Origin of the sequence: Novosphingobium sp. ERN07 (assembly GCF_012641335.1) — a bacterium.
Taxonomy (GTDB): Bacteria; Pseudomonadota; Alphaproteobacteria; order Sphingomonadales; family Sphingomonadaceae; genus Novosphingobium.
This window is the reverse complement of sequence record NZ_JABAID010000007.1, coordinates 108,222-127,852: the sequence shown is the minus strand read 5'-3', so window position 1 is coordinate 127,852 and position 19,631 is coordinate 108,222. Positions and strand designations below refer to the sequence as shown.

General features: G+C 61.7%; 14 protein-coding genes. 9 read left to right on the top strand and 5 right to left on the bottom strand.

Annotation, left to right across the window (positions count from 1 at the left end):
- Positions 1 to 2: 2 nt before the first annotated feature.
- The 6 genes from HGI47_RS11685 (at position 3) to HGI47_RS22670 (ending at position 8,982) form a co-directional block, all read left to right on the top strand.
- The gene (locus HGI47_RS11685) at positions 3 to 881 is read left to right on the top strand and encodes an XrtA system polysaccharide deacetylase (protein ID WP_168852946.1); all 879 of its coding nucleotides are present in this window, start codon (positions 3 to 5) and stop codon (positions 879 to 881) included.
- Positions 878 to 1,933, top strand: coding sequence for a FemAB family XrtA/PEP-CTERM system-associated protein (locus HGI47_RS11680; RefSeq protein ID WP_168852945.1), 1,056 nt, complete (start codon positions 878 to 880; stop codon positions 1,931 to 1,933). Before HGI47_RS11685 ends, HGI47_RS11680 begins: the two co-directional genes overlap by 4 nt.
- Complete coding sequence (locus tag HGI47_RS11675; RefSeq protein ID WP_168852944.1) at positions 1,930 to 3,159, top strand: TIGR03087 family PEP-CTERM/XrtA system glycosyltransferase; 1,230 nt, start codon at positions 1,930 to 1,932, stop codon at positions 3,157 to 3,159. The genes HGI47_RS11680 and HGI47_RS11675 overlap by 4 nt, the downstream gene beginning before the upstream one ends.
- 4 nt (positions 3,160 to 3,163) lie before the next feature.
- Entirely contained in the window at positions 3,164 to 4,714 is a 1,551-nt protein-coding gene (gene xrtA / locus HGI47_RS11670) for an exosortase A (protein WP_370521698.1), read from the top strand.
- 9 nt (positions 4,715 to 4,723) lie between these two features.
- On the top strand, positions 4,724 to 6,613 hold the full coding sequence (locus tag HGI47_RS11665) for an XrtA/PEP-CTERM system amidotransferase (RefSeq protein WP_168852942.1): 1,890 nt from the start codon (positions 4,724 to 4,726) through the stop codon (positions 6,611 to 6,613).
- Between the two features lie 83 nt (positions 6,614 to 6,696).
- Complete coding sequence (locus HGI47_RS22670; protein ID WP_240950143.1) at positions 6,697 to 8,982, top strand: EAL domain-containing protein; 2,286 nt, start codon at positions 6,697 to 6,699, stop codon at positions 8,980 to 8,982.
- Positions 8,983 to 9,318: 336 nt separating this feature from the next.
- Here the strand turns inward: HGI47_RS22670 and zapE are convergent, their stop codons facing one another.
- The 3 genes from zapE to HGI47_RS11645 are packed head-to-tail and all read right to left on the bottom strand — an operon-like array spanning position 9,319 to position 11,701.
- The gene (zapE, locus tag HGI47_RS11655) at positions 9,319 to 10,452 is read right to left on the bottom strand and encodes a cell division protein ZapE (protein WP_168852941.1); all 1,134 of its coding nucleotides are present in this window, start codon (positions 10,450 to 10,452) and stop codon (positions 9,319 to 9,321) included.
- Entirely contained in the window at positions 10,449 to 10,913 is a 465-nt protein-coding gene (locus tag HGI47_RS11650; protein ID WP_168852940.1) for a PaaI family thioesterase, read from the bottom strand. The genes zapE and HGI47_RS11650 overlap by 4 nt, the downstream gene beginning before the upstream one ends.
- Positions 10,914 to 10,918: 5 nt before the next feature.
- A complete protein-coding gene (locus HGI47_RS11645) occupies positions 10,919 to 11,701 on the bottom strand; it encodes a succinate dehydrogenase iron-sulfur subunit (RefSeq protein ID WP_168852939.1) in 783 nt (260 codons plus the stop codon).
- A gap of 497 nt (positions 11,702 to 12,198) precedes the next feature.
- Between HGI47_RS11645 and HGI47_RS11640 the strand changes: the two genes are divergently transcribed.
- The gene (locus HGI47_RS11640; RefSeq protein ID WP_168852938.1) at positions 12,199 to 14,184 is read left to right on the top strand and encodes a S9 family peptidase; all 1,986 of its coding nucleotides are present in this window, start codon (positions 12,199 to 12,201) and stop codon (positions 14,182 to 14,184) included.
- Between the two features lie 164 nt (positions 14,185 to 14,348).
- On the opposite strand, the gene HGI47_RS11635 is transcribed toward HGI47_RS11640, so the two are convergent.
- Both HGI47_RS11635 and HGI47_RS11630 read right to left on the bottom strand, forming a co-directional pair.
- Entirely contained in the window at positions 14,349 to 15,260 is a 912-nt protein-coding gene (locus tag HGI47_RS11635; RefSeq protein WP_168852937.1) for a TraB/GumN family protein, read from the bottom strand.
- Positions 15,257 to 16,180 carry a TraB/GumN family protein gene (locus HGI47_RS11630; protein WP_168852936.1) on the bottom strand — a complete coding sequence of 308 codons (924 nt, stop codon included), beginning with the start codon at positions 16,178 to 16,180 and terminating at the stop codon, positions 15,257 to 15,259. Before HGI47_RS11630 ends, HGI47_RS11635 begins: the two co-directional genes overlap by 4 nt.
- Positions 16,181 to 16,287: 107 nt before the next feature.
- Here HGI47_RS11630 and HGI47_RS11625 point away from each other — a divergent pair, with 107 nt between their 5' ends.
- Both HGI47_RS11625 and glyS read left to right on the top strand, forming a co-directional pair.
- The gene (locus HGI47_RS11625; protein WP_168853025.1) at positions 16,288 to 17,193 is read left to right on the top strand and encodes a glycine--tRNA ligase subunit alpha; all 906 of its coding nucleotides are present in this window, start codon (positions 16,288 to 16,290) and stop codon (positions 17,191 to 17,193) included.
- Positions 17,190 to 19,610: a glycine--tRNA ligase subunit beta gene (gene glyS, locus HGI47_RS11620; RefSeq protein WP_168852935.1), complete on the top strand. Its 2,421-nt coding sequence runs from the start codon at positions 17,190 to 17,192 to the stop codon at positions 19,608 to 19,610. Before HGI47_RS11625 ends, glyS begins: the two co-directional genes overlap by 4 nt.
- Positions 19,611 to 19,631: the final 21 nt, after the last annotated feature.

Below are 19,631 nucleotides of genomic sequence, written 5' to 3'. Positions count from 1 at the left end.
ACATGACCACGCCGACAGGTGTGCTGAACGGCCTTTCGGTCGACGTCGAGGACTGGTTTCAGGTCGGCGCGTTCGAAACGGTGATCGACCGCAAGGATTGGGACAGCCTGACCTGCCGGGTGGAGCGCAACTGCGCCGAAGTGCTCGCGCTGTTCGATGCGGCGGGGGTGAAGGGCACGTTCTTCACGCTGGGCTGGATTGCTGAGCGCTATCCGCTGATGATGCGGCAGATTGCCGATGCGGGCCACGAAATCGCCAGCCACGGATGGGACCATGCGCGCGTTTTCACGCTGGGGCGCGATGCGTTCGGCGCGGATATCGACCGCGCGCGCAAGGTGCTGGAAGACACCACCGGGCAGCGCGTGATCGGCTATCGCGCGCCAAGCTTTTCGATCGATGCACGCACGCCTTGGGCGCACGAAGTGCTGGTAGAGCAGGGCTATGTCTATTCCTCCTCAGTCGCGCCCGTGGTGCATGATCATTACGGCTGGCGTGAAGCGCCGCGTTTTGCCTTCCGTCCGGTCGATGGTGCGGATTTCATCGAAATTCCGGTGACCACGGCGGAAGTTGCCGGGCGGCGCATGGCGGCAGGTGGGGGCGGGTTTTTCCGCCTGCTGCCCTATGCCGTGTCGCGCTGGGCGATCCGGCAGGTGAATCTGCGTGATGGACGGCCTGCGGCGTTCTATTTCCACCCGTGGGAAATTGATCCCGACCAGCCCCGGCCCGCAGTCGCGCCGCTGAAATCGCGATTGCGGCACTACACCAATCTCGATGTCATGGCGGCAAAGCTTGCGCGGTTGGTCCGCGAGTTCCGCTGGGGCCGCATGGATGAGGTTGCGGCTATCGAAGGCGCGCGCACGCCGTTGAGGAAGGCTGCATGAACGCGCCGTTCTTCCTTTCCAGCACCGTTGCCCGGCTGGCCGATGCGGGCGACCGGGGCGCAATTGCCCGGTTTCTGGCCGATCATTCCGACACAACTGCTTTTCACCGGCTTGAATGGCTCGATGCGGTTGAGCAGGCGACCGGACACAGGACGCATATTCTCCTGTCCGAACAGGATGGCGCGATCCGTAGCGTGCTGCCCCTTCACGAAGTCCACTCCCCGTTGTTCGGTCGCGCGCTGGCATCGACCGGCTTCGGCGTCGGCGGCGGTGTGGTGGGCGAGGGCGATGCGGCGCTGTTTGCAGCGGCGCAGGAACTCGCGGTGCGGTTGAACTGCCCCAGCGTCGAACTGCGTGGCGGTCCTCTGCCGCAGGGGCCGGAATGGCATTTAAAAACCGATAGCCACGCCGGGTTCGTCATGCCGCTGGCTGCGGACGATGATGCCCAATTGCTCACGATCCCGCGCAAACAGCGCGCCGAAGTGCGTCGTGGGCTGGGCTATGCAATGGACGTCCGCACCGGGCGCAGCATTGATGATCGCGCAATGCACTATGCCGTCTACGCAGAATCCGTGCGTAATCTGGGCACGCCGGTTTTCCCCAAGCGCCTGTTCGACGCGGTGATGGATGCCTTTGGCGATGATGCCGATATCCTGACCGTGCTGCACGAAGGGCAACCGCTCGCTTCGGTGCTGAGCCTTTACCATCGTGGCGCGGTCATGCCCTATTGGGGCGGCGGCGTGTTTGCCGCGCGGACCATGCGTGCCAACGATGTGATGTATTATGCGCTGATGAACCATGCGCGGGCGAAGGGCTGCGACAGGTTCGATTTCGGACGCTCGAAAGTTGATACCGGGGCTTACCACTTCAAGCGCAACTGGGGTTTTACGCCCGAACCGCTCAGCTATGCCCACTGGACGGCCGATGGGCAGGCCCCGCGTGACGTTAACCCGTTAAGCCCGCGCTATCAGGCCAAGATAAAGCTATGGCAGAAGCTGCCCTTGGCGGTCGCGAACCGGGTCGGGCCGTTTATTGCGCAGGGTCTTGCATGAGCGAGGTGCTGTTCCTTGCCCACCGCATTCCGTTTCCGCCTGATCGCGGCGACAAGATCCGTTCCTGCCATGTGCTGCGGCACATTGCCGCGATGGTCCCGGTTCACGTCGCCTGTTTTGCCGATGATGAAGGCGACATGGGCCACGAACCCGATCTTGCCGCCGTTGCCAAAAGCCATTGCCTCGTCCGTCGCACCCGTTCCCTGAAACTGGCCGGGGTTGAAGCGCTGGCGTCGGGCAAGCCGGTGAGCCTTACGGCCTTTGCCGACAAGACTCTGGCCGCCTATGTTGCGCGGGTGCTGGCAGAGCATCCGATTTCGGCCATCTATGTATTCTCCGGCCAGATGGCCCAATACATTCCCGATGGCTTTGCCGGGCGCTCGGTGATGGATTTCGTCGACGTGGATTCGGCCAAGTTCGAAGCCTATGCCGCGCAGGCCCGCTTTCCGCTGGACCGGATGTACGCGCGTGAAGCACGGCTGCTTTCGCGCTTCGAAAGCGATGTTGCCCGCCGCGTTCATGCCAGCCTGCTGGTGACAGCCGAAGAGGCAGCGCTTTTCAGCGAGCGCCTGTCACCTGGGCCGCAACCGCAGGTCATGGCGCTGGGCAATGGTATAGACACCGATTTCTTCGATCCCGTCGATATGCCGCCCGCGCCGGAAATGGCGGGCGAGGGGCCGCACCTGACCTTCACCGGGCAGATGGACTATCCCCCCAATGCCGCTGCGGTGGAAATGTTCGCGCGCGAAGTCATGCCGAAAGTTCAGGCCACGTTCCCGCAGGCGCGTTTCAATGTGGTGGGTCGCGCGCCCACGCTGGCCGTGCGTTCGCTCGAAGGCGTGAATGGCACGCATGTGACCGGCGCGGTGCTCGACGTGCGCCCTTGGATTGCCGGGGCAGATCTGGTTGTCGCGCCGCTGACGATTGCACGCGGCGTGCAGAACAAGGTGCTCGAAGCGATGGCAATGGCCCGCCCGGTCCTCGCCACGCCCGAAGCCGCGACCGGAATCCCTGCGCGCGATGGGCAGGAGATCGTTGTCGCAGCCGGGACGGATACTTTGGCGCGGCAGGCCTTGAGCCTGTTGCACGACAAGGTGCGCGCCACTGCCATCGGCCAGTCAGCCCGCGCCTTTGTGCTGGATAAATGCGGCTGGGCAGGCGTCTTGGCACCCCTGGCGGGCCTACTCGGCCTTGATGGCCGGGAAAGCACGTCCTGTGCCGCATAATCTGGTGCAAGATGCCCCCCTTGGCCGGGCGTGGGCCAAGCTTCCTGCCGGATGGCGCCGCGCGCTTGGCTGTATCGCGCTGGCGTGGCTGGGCAATGTCGTGCTGTTCGCGGCAGACTGGCAGGCGATGTTTCTGCAATGGTGGGATGCGTCCACCTACAACCACGTTTTGCTGATCCCCTTCATTCTTGGCTGGCTGGTTTCCTTGCGCTGGCGCGAAGTGGTGAAGATCGCGCCTGAAGGCTGGTGGCCCGGCCTCGTCCTGTTCGGGGGCGCGGGTTTCCTGTGGCTGCTTGGCGATTTCGCCGGGCTTTCGCTGGCAAAACAGCTTGGTGTGGTGCTGATGGCACAAGCCAGCGTGCTGACGCTGCTTGGCCCGCGCGCATCAGTGGCGCTGCTGTTCCCGCTAGCCTACATGCTGTTCCTTGTGCCGGCAGGCGATGAACTGGTGCCCACGCTCCAGACGATCACCGCCGCAATCACCATGATCCTGCTCGATCTTTCGCAGGTGCCTGCACATATCGAAGGCGTGTTCATCACCACGCCGGGCGGCTATTTCGAAGTGGCCGAGGCCTGTTCAGGCGTGAAGTTCCTGATCGCGATGATTGCCTATGGCGCATTGGTGGCCAACGTCTGCTTTCGGTCCTGGCCGCGCCGCATCGCCTTCATGGCGCTCAGCGTGGTGATGCCGATCCTTGCCAACGGTGTGCGTGCATGGGGCACGATCTTCATCGCGCAGAGCCAGGGCATCGAATTTGCCGCCGGCTTCGATCACATCTTCTACGGCTGGATATTCTTCGCACTGGTCATGGCGCTGGTCATGGCCGTGGCGTGGAAGTTCTTCGACCGCGCGATTGAAGACCGGATGATTGATGCGCAGGCTATCATCGCCAGTCCGCTGCTTGCCCGCTTGGCCGCGTTTCGCTTCGGTCAGGGCCGCGCGCTTGCCACGATGGCCGCGCTGGCGCTGCTGTTTATCGGTTGGGGCGCATTGGCCAACCGGCTTGAGGCTGCGGTGCCCGCGCGCATCGCATTCCCGGCTGTGCCTGGCTGGCAGCAGGTCGATTACATCCCACGTGCCTTCTGGCGACCGCGCCACACGGGCGCTTCGCACGTCCTCCTCGCCCGCTTCCGCGATGGGGTGGGACACACGGTGGACGTGTCCTACGCGCTCTATTCGGGGCAGAGCGAAGGGCGCGAAGCAGGCGGTTTTGGCGAAGGGGTCCTGACGCCAGACACCGGCTGGGCGTGGGAACGCTCGCCCGCGGCACTGGCAGGAGGACATGCCGACCGCATCCAGACTGCGGGACCGGTGCATCGTCTGGCCGAAACCTTCTATCGTTCAGGCGACCTCCTAACTGGCAGCAACAGCCGTCTGAAACTCCAGAATATTCTTGACCGACTTCTGCTGCGCGAGCGGACGACCGCCACGCTGATCATCTCGGCTGAAGACGAATTGCCCGGCCAGCCATCCGCCGAACAGTCCATGCGTGCGTTTCTTGGTGCAACCGGTTCGGTCGATGCCTTGATGGACCGTGTGGCGTCGGGGGGATAGAGCCAGGGCATGTGCGGAATAGCCGGAATCATCCACACCGAAGGCCTCAAGCCAGTAGAACCTGATCGCGTTCGCCGCATGTGCGATGCCATCGCGCATCGCGGGCCTGATGGTGAGGGCGTGTGGACTGCGCCGGGCGTCGGCCTAGGCCACCGCCGCCTCTCGATCATCGATCTTGCCGGATCGCCGCAGCCGATGATGGCGGTAGAAGGCGACGTGGTGATCGTCTTCAACGGTGAAATCTATAATTTCAGGGATTTGCGCAAGGAACTTCAGGCGCTGGGTGCGCAGTTTCGCACCGATGGCGATACTGAAGTGATCCTGCAGGCGTGGCGGCACTGGGGTATCGATTGCCTGCCGCGCCTCCACGGCATGTTTGCTTTCGCGCTGCACGATCTGCGTCAGCGCACCACCCTGCTGGTGCGTGACCGTTTCGGCGTGAAGCCGCTGTTCACTGCGCGCCTTTCGGATGGCGCGGTGATTTTCGGGTCAGAACTCAAAGCCTTGCTGGCGCATCCTTCATTGCAACGTGAGATCGATCCGCTGGCGGTGGAGGATTACCTCGCGTGGGGCTACGTCCCCGATCATCGCTCGATCCTGAAGGGCGTGGAGAAGCTGCCCGCCGGGCACTACCAGTTGCTCCGCGCCGATGCCCCGCCGCCCGCACCGGTGCAGTGGTGGGACATTTCCTTTGCTGACCGCGCAAAGGGAAGCGCCGAAGACCTTGGCGCACATCTGCTCCACCACATGCGCGACGCGGTAACCTCGCGGATGCTGGCCGATGTCCCGCTGGGCGCGTTCCTTTCGGGCGGGGTGGACAGTTCCAGCGTCGTCGCACTGATGGCCGAGGCGAGCACAACGCCGGTAAAGACCTGCTCCATCGGCTTTGATGTCTCCGCGCTCGATGAGACGGCCTATGCTGACAGGATTGCGCAACAATGCCATACACAGCACTGGAAACGCACGGTTTCTGCCGAGGATTTCACGCTGGTTGACCGGCTTTCGGGCATGTTCGACGAACCCTTTGCCGATGCCTCGTCCCTGCCCACGTTCCGGGTGTGCGAACTCGCGCGCGAACATGTGACCGTGGCGCTTTCCGGTGATGGCGCGGACGAGGCCTTTGCCGGATATCGCCGTCAGACCTTCCAGCACCGCGAGGAACAGGTGCGTGGCCTGCTGCCCGCCGCCTTGCGCAAACCTTTGTTCGGCGGCCTCGGCGCGATCTGGCCCAAAGCAGACTGGGCACCGCGCCCCTTGCGCGCCAAGACCACGTTGCTCAGCCTCGCCGCGACAGGTGAGGAAGGCTATGCGCGCGCTTTGGCAGCCACTTCGCCAGAGTTGCGCGAATCGCTTTACAGCCCTGATTTCAAGCGTTTGCGCGGCGATTATCGCGCCGAACAGCCGCTGATCGATCTGATGCGCCGTGCGCCTGCACGCTCCGGGCTGGACCGCGCGCAATATGCCGATCTCAAGTTCTATATGCCGGGCGATATCCTGACCAAGGTTGATCGCACCAGTATGGCCGTCAGCCTCGAAGCGCGTGAGCCATTGCTCGATCACCGCCTTGTTGAATTCGGGGCGCGGCTGCCGGAACGGATGCGGGTGCGCGGTGCCACCGGCAAATGGCTGATCAAGCATACCATGCAGCGCTATCTGCCGCAGGACGTGCTCTACCGCCCGAAGATGGGCTTCGTCACGCCGATTGCGGAGTGGTTGCGCGGCCCACTGGCATCAGAGGCGCGTGGCCTTGCTTCCAGTGGTGTGCTCGCATCAACCGGATGGTTCGATGCCGCACGGATCGAAACGCTTGCCGAGGCGCATATCGCGGGCCGCGCCGACCACAGCCGGCTGATCTGGCAACTGCTCATGTTACGGAAATCATTCGAGCGCCTTGGTTGACCTGCGCTTAATTATCGCATCCTCGGTAAGACGATCTTCACCATTTCGGACTAGTCCGGTGTGGAAACAACGACCGTGGGTCCATGCTGAAGAAACTGCGCTCTCCGCTGTATCTCGCGCTGCTGATCCCGGCGTTGCTGACTTTTGCCAGCGATTTGCTGTCTCCAATCGATCATGTTTTCTCGAATATGCGATACAAGTTGGGCAGCTACCCAGCGTCACAAAGCACGATCGTCTTGAGTTTTGATGGCGGTGTAAACGCCAGCGAAAAATCGATAATCGATTCGCGCAAGCTTGCAACGGTTCTCGAAAACGTTGCTGGGCAAATGCCGCAGCGCGTGTTTGTCGACAGTCCCGTTAAATTTGGCGAAGATCCTCAAGGTGACAAAGCGCTGCTTGAGGCGATCCGCCAACTTAAGCCTGATGTCACTTTCGTGGTTCGCAGCAAACGAAGTGGCTTCATCAATCAGCCCTTCACAGTAGCGGATTTCGATATACCGAATGCTGAGAAGCTGGGCGGCGCGCCGGTTGCGCTATCGGCTTGGCGTACAAACTTTATCGAATTCGGCCTGCTGTCGGACTATGTGATCAACGTCGGCGGGAAATCTTATCCCACGTTCCCGACGGCGCTCGCCCATGTTCGCAAGGGTTCGCAGGGCGCATTCGCACCAGAATTCCTGCTCGATGTTGAGTCTGTTCCCTATCTCAATGCCAGCAAGTTCCTGAAGGGAGACTATCCGCCTGGCCTTTTGACTGGACGGACGGTTATCGTGAATTCGGCGGGCATTGCGCCGCCAATGGGCTATTTTGGCAAAGGCCGGATGCATCCTTTGGCGCTGGACCTTGCCGGTGCCGATGCGCTGAAGAAGCCTGTGGCGCTTTCATTCAATGGCATACCACTGCTGATCGTGGTCTGGCTGCTCATTTACCTTGGCAGCAGGGCAGTAACCACCCGTCGCAAGGCACTGCTCTATGCAGGCGCAGTTGCAGGCGTCTTTGTTCTGCCGGTGCTGTTGCAACGTCTTGGATTGAGCCTCGATATGGGGGGCGCGGCGCTGTGCGCCATGATCTATGGCATTGCCCGCATATGGCAAAAGCGTGTCCGGCGCGTTCAGCATACCAGTACGTCCGGATTGCCCAATCTCCTTGCGCTCAGCGCAAGGCCATTGGCCACCGGATGCGATGTCGTGGTTGCCGTTATCGGTCGTTATGAAGAGATTCTGGCAACATTGCCCAAAGATCTTCACGGCGAATGCGCTCGTCAGATCGCGCGCCGCCTGTCGGTCGGCTCTGGCATCGATACGGTCTATAATGGCGAGGGCGGTCATTTCGCATGGACCGAAGAAGCCCGTCCGCTCGAAATGCAGCTCAATCACCTTGAAGGGTTGCGCGCGCTGTTTTCGGCTCCCCTACAGATCGGCAGCTATACCTTCGATACGAACATTCACTTCGGCCTTGATCGCAATGAAGGCATTGATGCGCCCACGCGCGTCAATTCAGCCGTCGCCAGCGCCAACGATGCCTTGGCCAGCGGGCGCTCGGTTGAACTTTTCGAAGCCGAACGGCTGGCAGAAGCGCCTTGGGAATTGTCGCTTCATGCACGTATCGATGAAGGGTTGCGCAATGGCGAAATCTGGCTGGCGTTCCAGAGCCAGTGGGATATGCGCGAAGGCCGGCCCATAGGTGCCGAGGCACTGATCCGGTGGAGCCATCCGACCCGTGGCCCGATCGCGCCGGATGCATTTATCTTGCAGGCGGAACGCGCTGGTCGCATCGATGCCTTGACGTATTGGGTGGTCGATGAAGCGATTACAGCAGCACTGGCGATTGCCGGTCTCGACCAGCATTTTCAGATGAGCGTTAACCTTTCGGCGCAGATGGTGGACAAGCCTTCGCTGGTGCCGAACTTTGCCGAGATCGTCCGCAGGCGAGGAATTGATCCTCATCTCCTGACAATCGAGGTAACTGAAACATCAAGCGTGCGCAATCGCCCGGCGGCAGTGCAAAATCTGTCGCAACTGCGCAGCATGGGTTTCCGCCTGTCTATCGATGATTTCGGCACGGGCGAGGCCAGTCTGGCCTATCTTGCCGATTTGCCCAGCGACGAGCTGAAGCTGGATCGGCGCTTCGTTTCGCGCCTTCTGACACATCAACGTGAGCGCGAGATCATTCGATCCACCATCGGGCTTGCGCACGCTTTGGGCCAAACGGTGGTTGCTGAAGGGATTGAGGACGAGGCAACATATCTTGCCTTGTCAAGGCTCGGCTGTGACGTGGGGCAGGGCTATTTCCTTGGCCGTCCACAACCTTTTGCCGAGTTCCATCAATGGTATCTCAAAATGGGACAGCGACGAAAGGGCAGTCTTTAGAAGTTGTTAACCATTAAACTCGGTGTTAACTGTGTGTCTCCAATCGTGGATGGAGACACGAACATGTATGAGATTCTTCGCTGGATGTTCACCTGATGGTGATCGGCTGATTTCCTTGTGAAATCAGCTATTTCCACAATCGAAATGATTGCGCACCGCCAAACCCATCGTGGTTTGGCGGTGCGAATCGTTTGTACGAATCGAAACGATCTATGGTTAATGCTAAGTGATTAACCTATGGCCAGATTTCGCTCTGCTGGACCGGCCGAGCGAATGATCAGCCTGCTGACCGGGCCAGGGGCAGATCGGGAAGGGCAAAGCCGCAGCTTTGCCTGCTCAATCCTCGCCGTGGCCCAAAGCCAGATAGTCCTGGCTCTGCATCTCCATCAGGCGACTGACGGTGCGGTCGAACATGAACCGCCCCTCGTCGTCACCTTTGCCACTCCAGTCATAAAGGTCTGAAGGTTCGGCATCTGCCGTAGCGATCAGCTTGACCTTGTGTTCGTAAAGCGCGTCGATCAGCGTGATGAAGCGCGCGGTTTCGTTGCGCTGTTCTGCGCCAAGTCGCGCAATCGCCACGACGATCACTGTGTGGAAATGCCGCGCGATGGCAAGGTAATCTGCCGCGCCTCGCGCCTCGCCGCACAGCTTCTTGAAGCTGAACACGCCCACGCCTTTCAGGCTTTTGGGAACATGGAGCAGCCGCCCGCCGCCAACGTCCAGTTCGCAGCTTGGCACGTGGGCGCTGTCTTCGGGCGGATAGTCGGTCAGCCTGAAGAAGGCTTCGCGCACTTTCTCGGTCGATCCAGAGCCGATCGGCACGTGCCATGTGCCCACGCCCTGCATACGTTGCAGGCGATAGTCGGTCGGGCCGTTCAGCGTCAGCACGTCGAGCCGGTCCTGCACCAGCGCAATGAAGGGCAGGAAGTGTTCGCGGTTCAGCCCGTTCTTGTAGAGATCTGACGGCGCGCGGTTCGATGTCGTAACCACAGTGACGCCACCTTCCACCATCAGCGCGGTGAACAGGCGACTCATGATCATTGCGTCGGCGCTGTTGTTGACGACCATTTCGTCAAAGCAGAGCACCCGCGTTTCTGCCGCGATGGCCGCGGCGACGGGCAGGATCGGATCGCCGCTTTCCTTCTTGCGCTCTTCGCGCAGGCGGGCGTGAACGTCGAGCATGAACTCGTGGAAATGGGCGCGACGTTTAGCTGCGATGTTCAGGTTGTCGTGAAACAGGTCCATCAGCATCGATTTGCCGCGACCGACGCCGCCCCACATATAAACGCCGCGCGGGCGAGGAGCGGGCTTGTTGCCGAAAAGCTTGCCGAAGAAACCGGTTGAAGGTGCCGGCGTCTCAAGCTCTTGCTGCAATGCATTAAGCCGCGCGGCTGCGGCGGCCTGTTCAGCGTCCGGGCGCAATTCGCCTGCTGCGACCAGTTCGTTGTAGCGCTGAAGGACCGAGGTCATCGTTTTGTCGGCTTGCGGATCGTGCCGTTGAATGCGGCGATGGTATCGTCTCCTTGCACGGCAAGGCCGCGCAGGAAGACAAGGCGCCCCGTTTCGCGCAGCACCTCGACCACGGCGTCAAGCGGTTCCCCAATCCGGCCCGCGCCGATGAACTGGGTGGAAAGATCAAGCGTAACCGATCCTGCCGCGTCGCCGGAAAGCAGCGTGCGCATGGCGGCGAAGAGCGCGATATCGATCAGGGCGAGCGTTACGCCGCCGTGAACCGCATCGAGCAGGTTGGAATGGCGGCGTTCGGGAAACATGCGCAGCCTTGTGCGCCGTACGCCATCAACCCCTTCTTCGACCCGCGTGAGCATTCGGCCCATCGTCTGGGCGTTGAAGCGGGTTTCGTCGGTGAGGTTCCAGGTGAACCAGCCGGGATAGTCCGCGGCGGGTTCGTAGTGGAAGGCTTGTTCGCTCACTCCGGTCAGACGAGGCGCTCGGCCTGCATCTTCTTGATTTCAGCGATGGCGCGTGCGGGCGAGAGGCCCTTGGGGCACACGTTGGCGCAGTTCATGATGGTGTGGCAGCGATAGAGGCGGAAGGGATCTTCCAGCTCGTCAAGCCGCTCACCGGTCATCTCGTCACGGCTGTCGGCCAGCCAGCGGTACGCCTGCAGCAGGATTGCCGGGCCGAGGAACTTGTCAGAATTCCACCAGTAGCTGGGGCACGAGGTGCTGCAGCAGGCGCAAAGAATGCATTCGTACAGACCGTCCAGCTTTTCGCGCTGTTCGGGCGATTGCAGGCGCTCCTTGCCCGAAGGCGTGGGGCTGACGGTTTGCAGCCACGGACGGATCGAGGCGTATTGCGCGTAGAAGTGCGTGAAATCGGGGACGAGATCCTTGATCACTTCCATGTGCGGCAGCGGCGTGATGCGCACTTCGCCCGAAAGATCTTCGATGGCGGTGGTGCAGGCAAGACCGTTGCGGCCGTTCATGTTCATCGCGCACGAACCGCAGATACCTTCGCGGCAGGAACGGCGGAAGGTGAGGGTGGGATCCTGCTCCCCCTTCATCTTGATCAGCGCGTCGAGCACCATCGGGCCGCACTGGTCCAGATCGATCTCGAACGTATCGTAACGCGGATTTTCGCCGCTGTCGGGATCGTAGCGATAGACCTTGAACTTGCGAATCTTGCCTTGCGTGGCCGAAGCGTGGTGGCGAGCCTTGCCGGTGATCTTCGAGTTCTTCGGAAGCGAGAAAGTCGCCATCGTCAATTCCCTGTCGTGCGCATCCTGCGTCTTGCTGAGTCGTCCTTAGCGATTGCAGCGCAAGGGGCAAGGGGGTGCGGCCTGCCCAATGGTAGAGGGTGGTTTTGTTCAGGTTTGCGCGCGCAAGGCTGAACAGGTTTACACAGTTTACACGGTTCATGGAGAAAAAGGTCGGTGCCGGTTTGCCCCTCCGTCATTCGCTGGCGCGAATGCCACCTCCCCATTTGTCCGTCGGAAAAACGGGGAGGATATTTAGGCATCGTGAATCCTCCCCGTTTTCACGAAGTGCAAATGGGGAGGTGGCAGCGCGTAGCGCTGACGGAGGGGTGTGGTAGCGCATCAACGGAACCTGACATTTCAGGACGCTGTAGGACAGTAAATATCAGGGCTGATCGCAAAGGGTGCGGAACGTCACTTGTCTGGCGTGTCGTGCGATTCTAGCCTCTGAGCCGGGCGCCGTACATGGGGGAATCGTGCTGAAATCGTTGGAAATGCTGATGGCAGCAAGTGCGTGCCTTGCAGCGGTTACAGCTCCTGCATTCGCGCAGGAAGAAGCGCAATCAAAGCTCCAGAGCACTGTTCCTGCCAGTGGGGCGGACAATGGCCCGCCATCAGTTGCGGCTTTTGCACAACTGCCGTTTGTCGAAGGCGCGAAGCTTTCGCCCGACGGACTTTGGGTCGCAGGCATGTTTGCCATTGGCGGTTCGCAGCGCGTGGTCGTCGTCTCTCCGTTCGAGCCGGGCAGCATGAAGCAGGCGATCCTGCCGGACGATACCGAGATCAGCAGCTTGCATTGGGTGGGCAATGAAAATGTTCTGATCCGCTTGCGCGCGATCCGTCCGTTCGATGCGGGCGAGCGAGCTTATATCTCGCGCGTGGTCGCGTTTAATCGCGTTACCCCCAAGTTCACCAAGCTGCTGTGGGATATGGGCGGGCAGGACGCTTCGGATGTGCTGTGGGTGCCCTCGGATGGCACGACAAAGGTTCTGATCGCGGCCCAGAACTCGATCTATCTCGGCAAGGATTTCTGGCCTGCGGTCTATTCGGTCGACGTCACGAATGGCCGTCGCACCACCGATCTTGAAGGCCGCACCGATGTGATGGACTGGATTGCCGATCCGACGGGTGTGGTGCGCATGGCGATTGCCACCGATCGCGAGCGTGGCACGCGATCATTGCTGTACCGGCCCAGGAAAGGCGCAGCGTTCGACCGCGCCGGGCGCGCTGACTATGACAGTCTGGAAGTGCCGGTGCTGGTGCGCGCAGCTGAAGGAAAGGCGCTGGTGATCCGCACGATCGGCGGTGAAGCTGACGCGCCGAAAGACGCCAAGCCCAAACGTGATGCTCTGCTGGAAATCGACCTTGCCACCGGTAACACGGTGCAGACGCTTTATGAAGCGGGCGAGGGCGTCGATATCGACGGCGTGCGCTATGACGATGCCGGTAACGACGTTCTCGGCGTCTACCTTGGCGGGCGTAGCAGCGAGCCACTGCATTGGCTCGACCCAGCTCTCGACGAACTGCAGAAGGCTTTCGAAAAGAGCCTGAACGGCAGGCGCGCGCGTATCGTCAGCCTTTCCACGAACCGCCAGCGCATGTTGGTGCGCGTCGACAAGGCCAACGAGGCGGGGCGTCTCTATTATTACGACATGGCCGACGGCAGTCTGCGCCTTTTCGCCAATCTCAATAGCGAAACTAACGGCAAGAAGGCGGCCAAGGTCGAGGCGATGACCTACAAGGCGCGCGATGGGCTGGAAATCGAGGCCATCGTCACCACCCCGCCGGGGCGTGAGGCGAAGAATCTGCCGGTGGTGATCATGCCTCACGGTGGCCCTTGGGCGCACGATACGCTGGATTGGGATTACTGGGCGCAGTTCATCGCAAGTCGTGGATATCTGGTGATCCAGCCGAATTTCCGGGGATCGACCGGATATGGTGAGGCATTCTTGAAAAAGGGCGAAGGCCAGTTGGGCTTTGCTATGCAGGACGATGTGAACGACGCGCTGGCGTGGGCTGCAAAGCAGGGCATGGCCAATGCAAAGCGCGCCTGCGTGGTTGGCGCAAGCTATGGCGGCTACGTGGCAATGTGGGGGGCGGCGCGCGATGCCGATCTTTGGCGCTGTTCGGTATCCATCGCCGGGGTGGCCAATCTACGCCGCGAAGTGAACGATTTCGGCGGCGCGCTTTATAGCAAGCGCTATAAGGAAGAGTGGCAGAAAATGACGCCCAACTTCCCCGCGGTATCTCCGATCAATTTCATCGACCGGATCAAGGCGCCGATGCTGCTGGTCCACGGCAAGAAGGATCTGACCGTCGATCATGCGCAGTCGCAAAGCATGTTCGGCAAGATGAAGGCGGCGGGCAAGGATGTGGAATTCGTCTCCCTGCCGCAGGCTGACCACTATTTCTCCCGCACAGCAGACCGCGAGGCGCTGCTGGGGGCGATTGAGGGCTTCTTGCGCAAGCACAATCCGGCGGATTGAAGCACCGCTAAGCCATTTACCCCTCCGCCAGCCGCGTTGCGGCTGGCACCTCCCCATTTGTGCATTTGCAAAAACGGGGAGGATTTGTGGTGTCTCAATTCCTCCCCGTTTCCACGAAGTGCAAATGGGGAGGTGGCAGCGCGCAGCGCTGACGGAGGGGGAAGCTAAGGCACCCGTTTGATCTCCCACCCGCGCGCCATCATCAGGCGTTGCAGGCTGTCGGACCCAGCCAGATGCGCGGCGCCCACAGCGACAAAGGGTTTCGCCCCGCCGTTCAGCATGGCGTCAAGCTGGTCGGCCCACGCACGGTTGCGGTTGGTCAGCAGGGCGGCGTGCAGGCCTGCGTCAGCCAGAAAGCCTTCGTTTGCTTCGCGCGCGATGCCAAGGTCATCGCCGCGCAGCCACATGGCGATCATGGCGGCTTCTTCGTCATCGTTGCTGGCGGCTTCGATCGTGACTTCCTGCAACAGCACTTTCTGTTCGCGTGGGGGGAGGGCATCGAACACTGCGAACTGGCTCTGGATCGTTTCGAATCCGGCCACAGGCTTGCCCTCCGCCAGACGGCGCAGCACGGGTTCTGATCCGCTTTCGGGATCGGCACCGGCCTTTTGCCCGGCAATCGCGGCCAGTTGCAGCGCCACGGCCCAGCTTTCGGTGTCCACGAAATCGGCATCTGTCAGGCCGAGCTTCTTGTAGACTTTGGCCAGATCGGCTTTCAGATTCGGGCCAACCCGCTCTGACGGAGGGGGCAGGCCTTCGGTCCCCGCGAGTTCTGCCAGCGCTTCCCCAGCCACGGTCTGGTCCAGCGGTTCAGCGATTTCCAGCACGAGCCGGTCCGATGCTGCCAGTGCATTGGTGATGGCCGGGCGCAGCCATTGCGTTTTGGGGGGCAGGGCGTGGACGGTGCCGAAGAGGTATCCGCGCACGGTGCCGCTTCTGTCGGCAATCTGCCACAGCGCCACACGGGCGGTGCCTGCCGGTTCAGGCGGTGGCTGATCGCGGTTGAACCAACTTAGCGCCATGCCCAGCAGCAGCGCCGGAATCACGGCAAGGAGAAGGCGGCGCAGCATCGTCATTGCACGCGCGCGGTTTCAACGCCTTGGGCTTTCAGCGCATCCTGCACGCTGCCCGGCCCGGCCAGATGGCCCGCGCCCACCGCAACGAAGACCGTGCCCGGCTGTTGCAGACGCTGACGCACCCATGCTGCCCAGTTGCGATTGCGCTGGTAAAGCAGGCTTTCGGCAAGGCCCGGATCGTCCATGTTCTCGTTCAGGAGCTTGCCGATGCCGTCGGGATCGCCCGACCCCCATTCCTCGGTCATTACGCCGATCAGGCCGGTGCCACGGTCAAAATCGCGCACGGCCTGATTGAGGAAGCGCAATTGCGTTTCGCGCGGCAACTGGTCGAACAGGCCAAGCTGATAGTCCACCGTCTCCAACGCGCCGAGGCTCTTGCCCTTGGCCAGCGCGGCCTTGCGCAGCACCGCTTCGACGCCATCGGCCTGCGTATAGCCGGCCATTGCATAAGGCATGACGCCGAGCGTGATCCCTGCCAGCCACGGTTCCAGCGCATCGAAGGCCTGCGGCGGGATTTTGAGCCGGGCAAGCAGCGCTTCATAGGCCTCGCGGTCGGCGTCGCCCATCAGCGAGCGCAGCGTTTCGCCTTGGAGCAAACCGATGGCCATGACAGCTTTCTGCTGTTGCGCTGGCGGGACTTCGGGGATCTCGGTCAGCAGTTCCGACGATGCGTCAAGCGCGGTGGCAACGGGACCATCCAGCCAGACGAGACCTTTGGGCAAGGCGTGGATGGTGCCGAAAAGATAAATCGTGGTGTCCTCGTCAGACACTTTCCACAGCGCGGGCTTGATCGCCTTCGGTGCGGGTGCTGGCGCGGCGGCAGCGGGCTTGGCAGCCGGGGCGCGGGCATTGAGCGGCCCTGTGAAGGCGAAGCCGACAAGTGCGACGGCGGATACGAGGGTGCGAAGGGCGTGTTTCATCGCCTGCCTTGTGCCCGCAAAGGTCTTGCGAGGAAATGAAGGAATTGCCGCTTTGGCAGGGCGAGCAGGTTGATTTGGCCGCGCTCATCGGCCAAAGCCCCGGCATTATGGCCGAACCCACGCAAAAGCCTCTCAGCCTGCAGGACATGATCCTGCGCCTTCATGCTTTCTGGAGCGAGCAGGGCTGCCTGATCCTGCAGCCTTATGACATGCGCATGGGGGCGGGCACGTTTCACACCGCCACCACGCTGCGCGCACTGGGGCCAGAGCCGTGGAACGCCGCTTTCGTGCAGCCCTGCCGCCGCCCCACCGATGGCCGCTATGGCGAAAACCCGAACCGGTTGCAGCATTACTATCAGTATCAGGTGATCCTGAAGCCTTCGCCGGAGAACCTGCAGGAGCTGTATCTGCAATCGCTGGTCGAAATTGGCATCGATCCGCTGGTGCACGATATCCGCTTCGTGGAAGACGATTGGGAATCGCCCACGCTCGGCGCATGGGGCCTTGGCTGGGAAGTGTGGTGCGATGGGATGGAAGTCACCCAGTTCACCTATTTCCAGCAGATGGGCGGGTTCGATTGCAAGCCGGTGGCGGGCGAGCTGACCTATGGGTTGGAGCGTCTGGCGATGTACATTCAGGGCGTCGACAACGTCTATGATCTCGCCTTCAACAATCACGGCGTGACCTATGGCGATGTGTTTCTCGAAAACGAGAAGCAGATGTCCAAATGGAACTTTGAAGTCGCCGATACCGATAGCCTGTTCGAAGGCTTCCGCCGGGCCGAGGCCGAATGCGTGCGGTCGTTGGAAGCAGGCGTGCCGATTGCCGCCTATGAGCAGGCGATCGAAGCCAGCCACCTGTTCAACCTGCTGCAGGCGCGCGGCGTAATCAGCGTGCAGGAACGCGCCAGCTACATGGGCCGCGTGCGCGATCTGGCGCGGGGTTCGTGCGAAAAGTTCATGGAAAAGAACGCCGATCAGTGGGCGGCCAAGTACCCGGAGTGGAGCAAGTGACCGATTTCCTTCTCGAACTCCGCAGCGAGGAAATCCCGGCCCGGATGCAGGCTGGCGCGCGCGCCGATCTGGAAAAGCTGTTTCGCAAGGCGCTTGACGCCGCTGGGCTGAAAGCGGGCGAGGTGACGGTGTGGTCCACGCCGCGCCGCCTTGCGCTGATCGCGCGCGACCTGCCGCGCGCGACGGAAGCCGTGTCTGAAGAGACCAAGGGGCCGAAGACTTCTGCGCCGGAACAGGCGCTTGAAGGGTTCCTGCGCAAGACCGGCCTGACCAAGGACCAGTTGACCGAGCGCGATGGCGTGTGGTTCGCCGTGACCGAAAAGCCGGGCCGGGCGACAAAGGACGTGCTGGCCGAGGCGATCCCGGCGATCATCCGCGCGTTTCCCTGGCCCAAGAGCCAGCGCTGGGGCGCGGCTTCGCTCTCCACGGAATCGCTGCGCTGGGTCCGCCCGCTGTCCGGCATCGTGGCGATCCTTGGCGAAGATCTTGTGGAATGTGAAATCGGTGGCGTGAAATCGGGCTATGCCACCCGCGGGCACCGGTTCCATTGCCCCGGTGAAATCACCATCGGCAGCGCGCATGACTATGCCGAAAAGCTGCGCGCCTGCCATGTGATCGTCGATCATGTGGAGCGTGAAGCGCTGGTGCGTGACAAGGCCAAGGCTGCGGCGGAAGTGGTGGGCCTTGTGCTGGTTGAAGACGAAGGGCTGGTGATCGAGAACGCTGGCCTCACCGAATGGCCGGTGCCGCTGCTGGGCCGCTTCGACGAGGCGTTTCTGGATGTGCCGCCGGAGGTGATCCAGCTTACCGCGCGCGTGAACCAGAAGTATTTCATTTGCCGCGATGCGGGCGGCAAGCTGGCAAACGCCTTCGTCTGCACTGCCAATATCGAGGCGAAGGACGGCGGCGCGGCGATTGTTGATGGCAACCGCAAGGTGCTGGCCGCACGGCTTTCAGACGCGCGGTTTTTCTGGGAGCAGGACAAGAAGAAGCCGCTTTCGGTCCATGCCGAAAAGCTGGGGCGGATTACCTTCCACGAGAAGCTTGGCACCGTGGCCGACAAGGTTGAGCGCGTGGCCAAGCTGGCGCGGTGGCTGGTTGAAGAGGGCATCGTAAAGCCCGAAATCTCAAACATTCGTCATTCCCGCGAAGGCGGGAATTCAGCAAGCGCTACGCCAGACTGGACCCCCGCCTTCGCGGGGGTGACGAAAGAAGAACTGGCAGACCAGGCCGAACTCGCCGCGCGCCTGTGCAAGGCCGATCTCGTCACCGAAATGGTCGGAGAGTTCCCCGAACTGCAAGGCCTGATGGGCGGCTACTACGCCCGCGCCGAAGGCCTCCCCGACGCCGTGGCCGACGCCATCCGCGATCACTACAAGCCGGTCGGACAGGGCGATGATGTGCCGACTGCGCCGGTGACGGTGGCCGTGGCGCTGGCGGATAAGCTGGATACGTTGGGCGCGTTTTTCTCAATCGATGAGAAGCCTACCGGTTCGAAGGATCCTTTTGCCCTCAGGCGAGCGGCAATCGCAGTTCTCGCACTGTTGCAGGCTAATGGCATTCGCATTTCGGTTGTGCGCGTCGTCGCTGTCTTGGTTTTTGCGGGTATGGTTTTTCCCCAGCGGTCGGCAAATGCCACGTCTATGGCGCAATTCCTCGACAAGTGGCGAGACACGGTACTAAGCCTGAGGCCGTCCGGCATTATCGAGTTCTTCGACGATTTCCGAAAGAAGTCGGTAGAAGGCAATCGTTCGAACGAAGTCCTCATCGGCATGTTCGAAAGCTTCATAAGAGCTTGCCAAGAGCTTCCGACTTTTCTGGCCGACCGCCTCAAAGTCCAGCAACGTGAAGCGGGCGTCCGTCATGACCTGATCGACGCCGTGTTCGCGCTCGGTGGGGAGGACGATCTTGTCCGCCTGCTCGCGCGCGTCCATGCGCTGCAAGCCTTTGTCGGCACCGAGGACGGCACCAACCTGCTCGCGGGCTACAAGCGCGCCGCCAATATCCTCAAGAAGGAAGGCTTCACCGCCAACCCCAACGCTGGGTCGGAGGGCGAGGGCATCGTCCCGCCGACGGGTGAAGAAGACCCGCTGGCGATGGTCGATGATCCGGCGCTGAAGGGTGTCGCTGCACAATTCTCGCATCCCGAACAGAACTACGTCCGCGAACCTGCCGAGCAGGCGCTGGTGGATGCGCTGGCGGTGGCGGCTCCGCAGGCGCAGGATGCTGTGGCGGCAGAGGATTTCGCGGGCGCGATGGCGGCTTTGGCCACGTTGCGCGGGCCGATTGATGCGTTCTTCGAAAGCGTCATCGTCAATGATGCGGACGCTAACAAACGTGCAAGTCGGCTTGCGCTGCTTGATCAATTCCGTGCTGCGGTGCACAAAGTTGCGGACTTTTCGCGCATAGAAGGCTAAGGGCGGCTCGAATCCGGGCCG

What these genes read in the sequence shown, in the direction of transcription:
- HGI47_RS11665 (WP_168852942.1), top strand. Translation starts at nt 4,724, where the DNA reads ATGTGCGGAATAGCCGGAATCATCCACACCGAAGGCCTCAAGCCAGTA.
- HGI47_RS11635 (WP_168852937.1), bottom strand. Translation starts at nt 15,260, where the DNA reads ATGACGATGCTGCGCCGCCTTCTCCTTGCCGTGATTCCGGCGCTGCTG.
- HGI47_RS11625 (WP_168853025.1), top strand. Translation starts at nt 16,288, where the DNA reads ATGGCCGAACCCACGCAAAAGCCTCTCAGCCTGCAGGACATGATCCTG.
- zapE (WP_168852941.1), bottom strand. Translation starts at nt 10,452, where the DNA reads ATGACCTCGGTCCTTCAGCGCTACAACGAACTGGTCGCAGCAGGCGAA.
- HGI47_RS11675 (WP_168852944.1), top strand. Translation starts at nt 1,930, where the DNA reads ATGAGCGAGGTGCTGTTCCTTGCCCACCGCATTCCGTTTCCGCCTGAT.
- HGI47_RS11645 (WP_168852939.1), bottom strand. Translation starts at nt 11,701, where the DNA reads ATGGCGACTTTCTCGCTTCCGAAGAACTCGAAGATCACCGGCAAGGCT.
- HGI47_RS11630 (WP_168852936.1), bottom strand. Translation starts at nt 16,180, where the DNA reads ATGAAACACGCCCTTCGCACCCTCGTATCCGCCGTCGCACTTGTCGGC.
- HGI47_RS11680 (WP_168852945.1), top strand. Translation starts at nt 878, where the DNA reads ATGAACGCGCCGTTCTTCCTTTCCAGCACCGTTGCCCGGCTGGCCGAT.
- HGI47_RS22670 (WP_240950143.1), top strand. Translation starts at nt 6,697, where the DNA reads ATGCTGAAGAAACTGCGCTCTCCGCTGTATCTCGCGCTGCTGATCCCG.
- HGI47_RS11685 (WP_168852946.1), top strand. Translation starts at nt 3, where the DNA reads ATGACCACGCCGACAGGTGTGCTGAACGGCCTTTCGGTCGACGTCGAG.
- HGI47_RS11640 (WP_168852938.1), top strand. Translation starts at nt 12,199, where the DNA reads ATGGCAGCAAGTGCGTGCCTTGCAGCGGTTACAGCTCCTGCATTCGCG.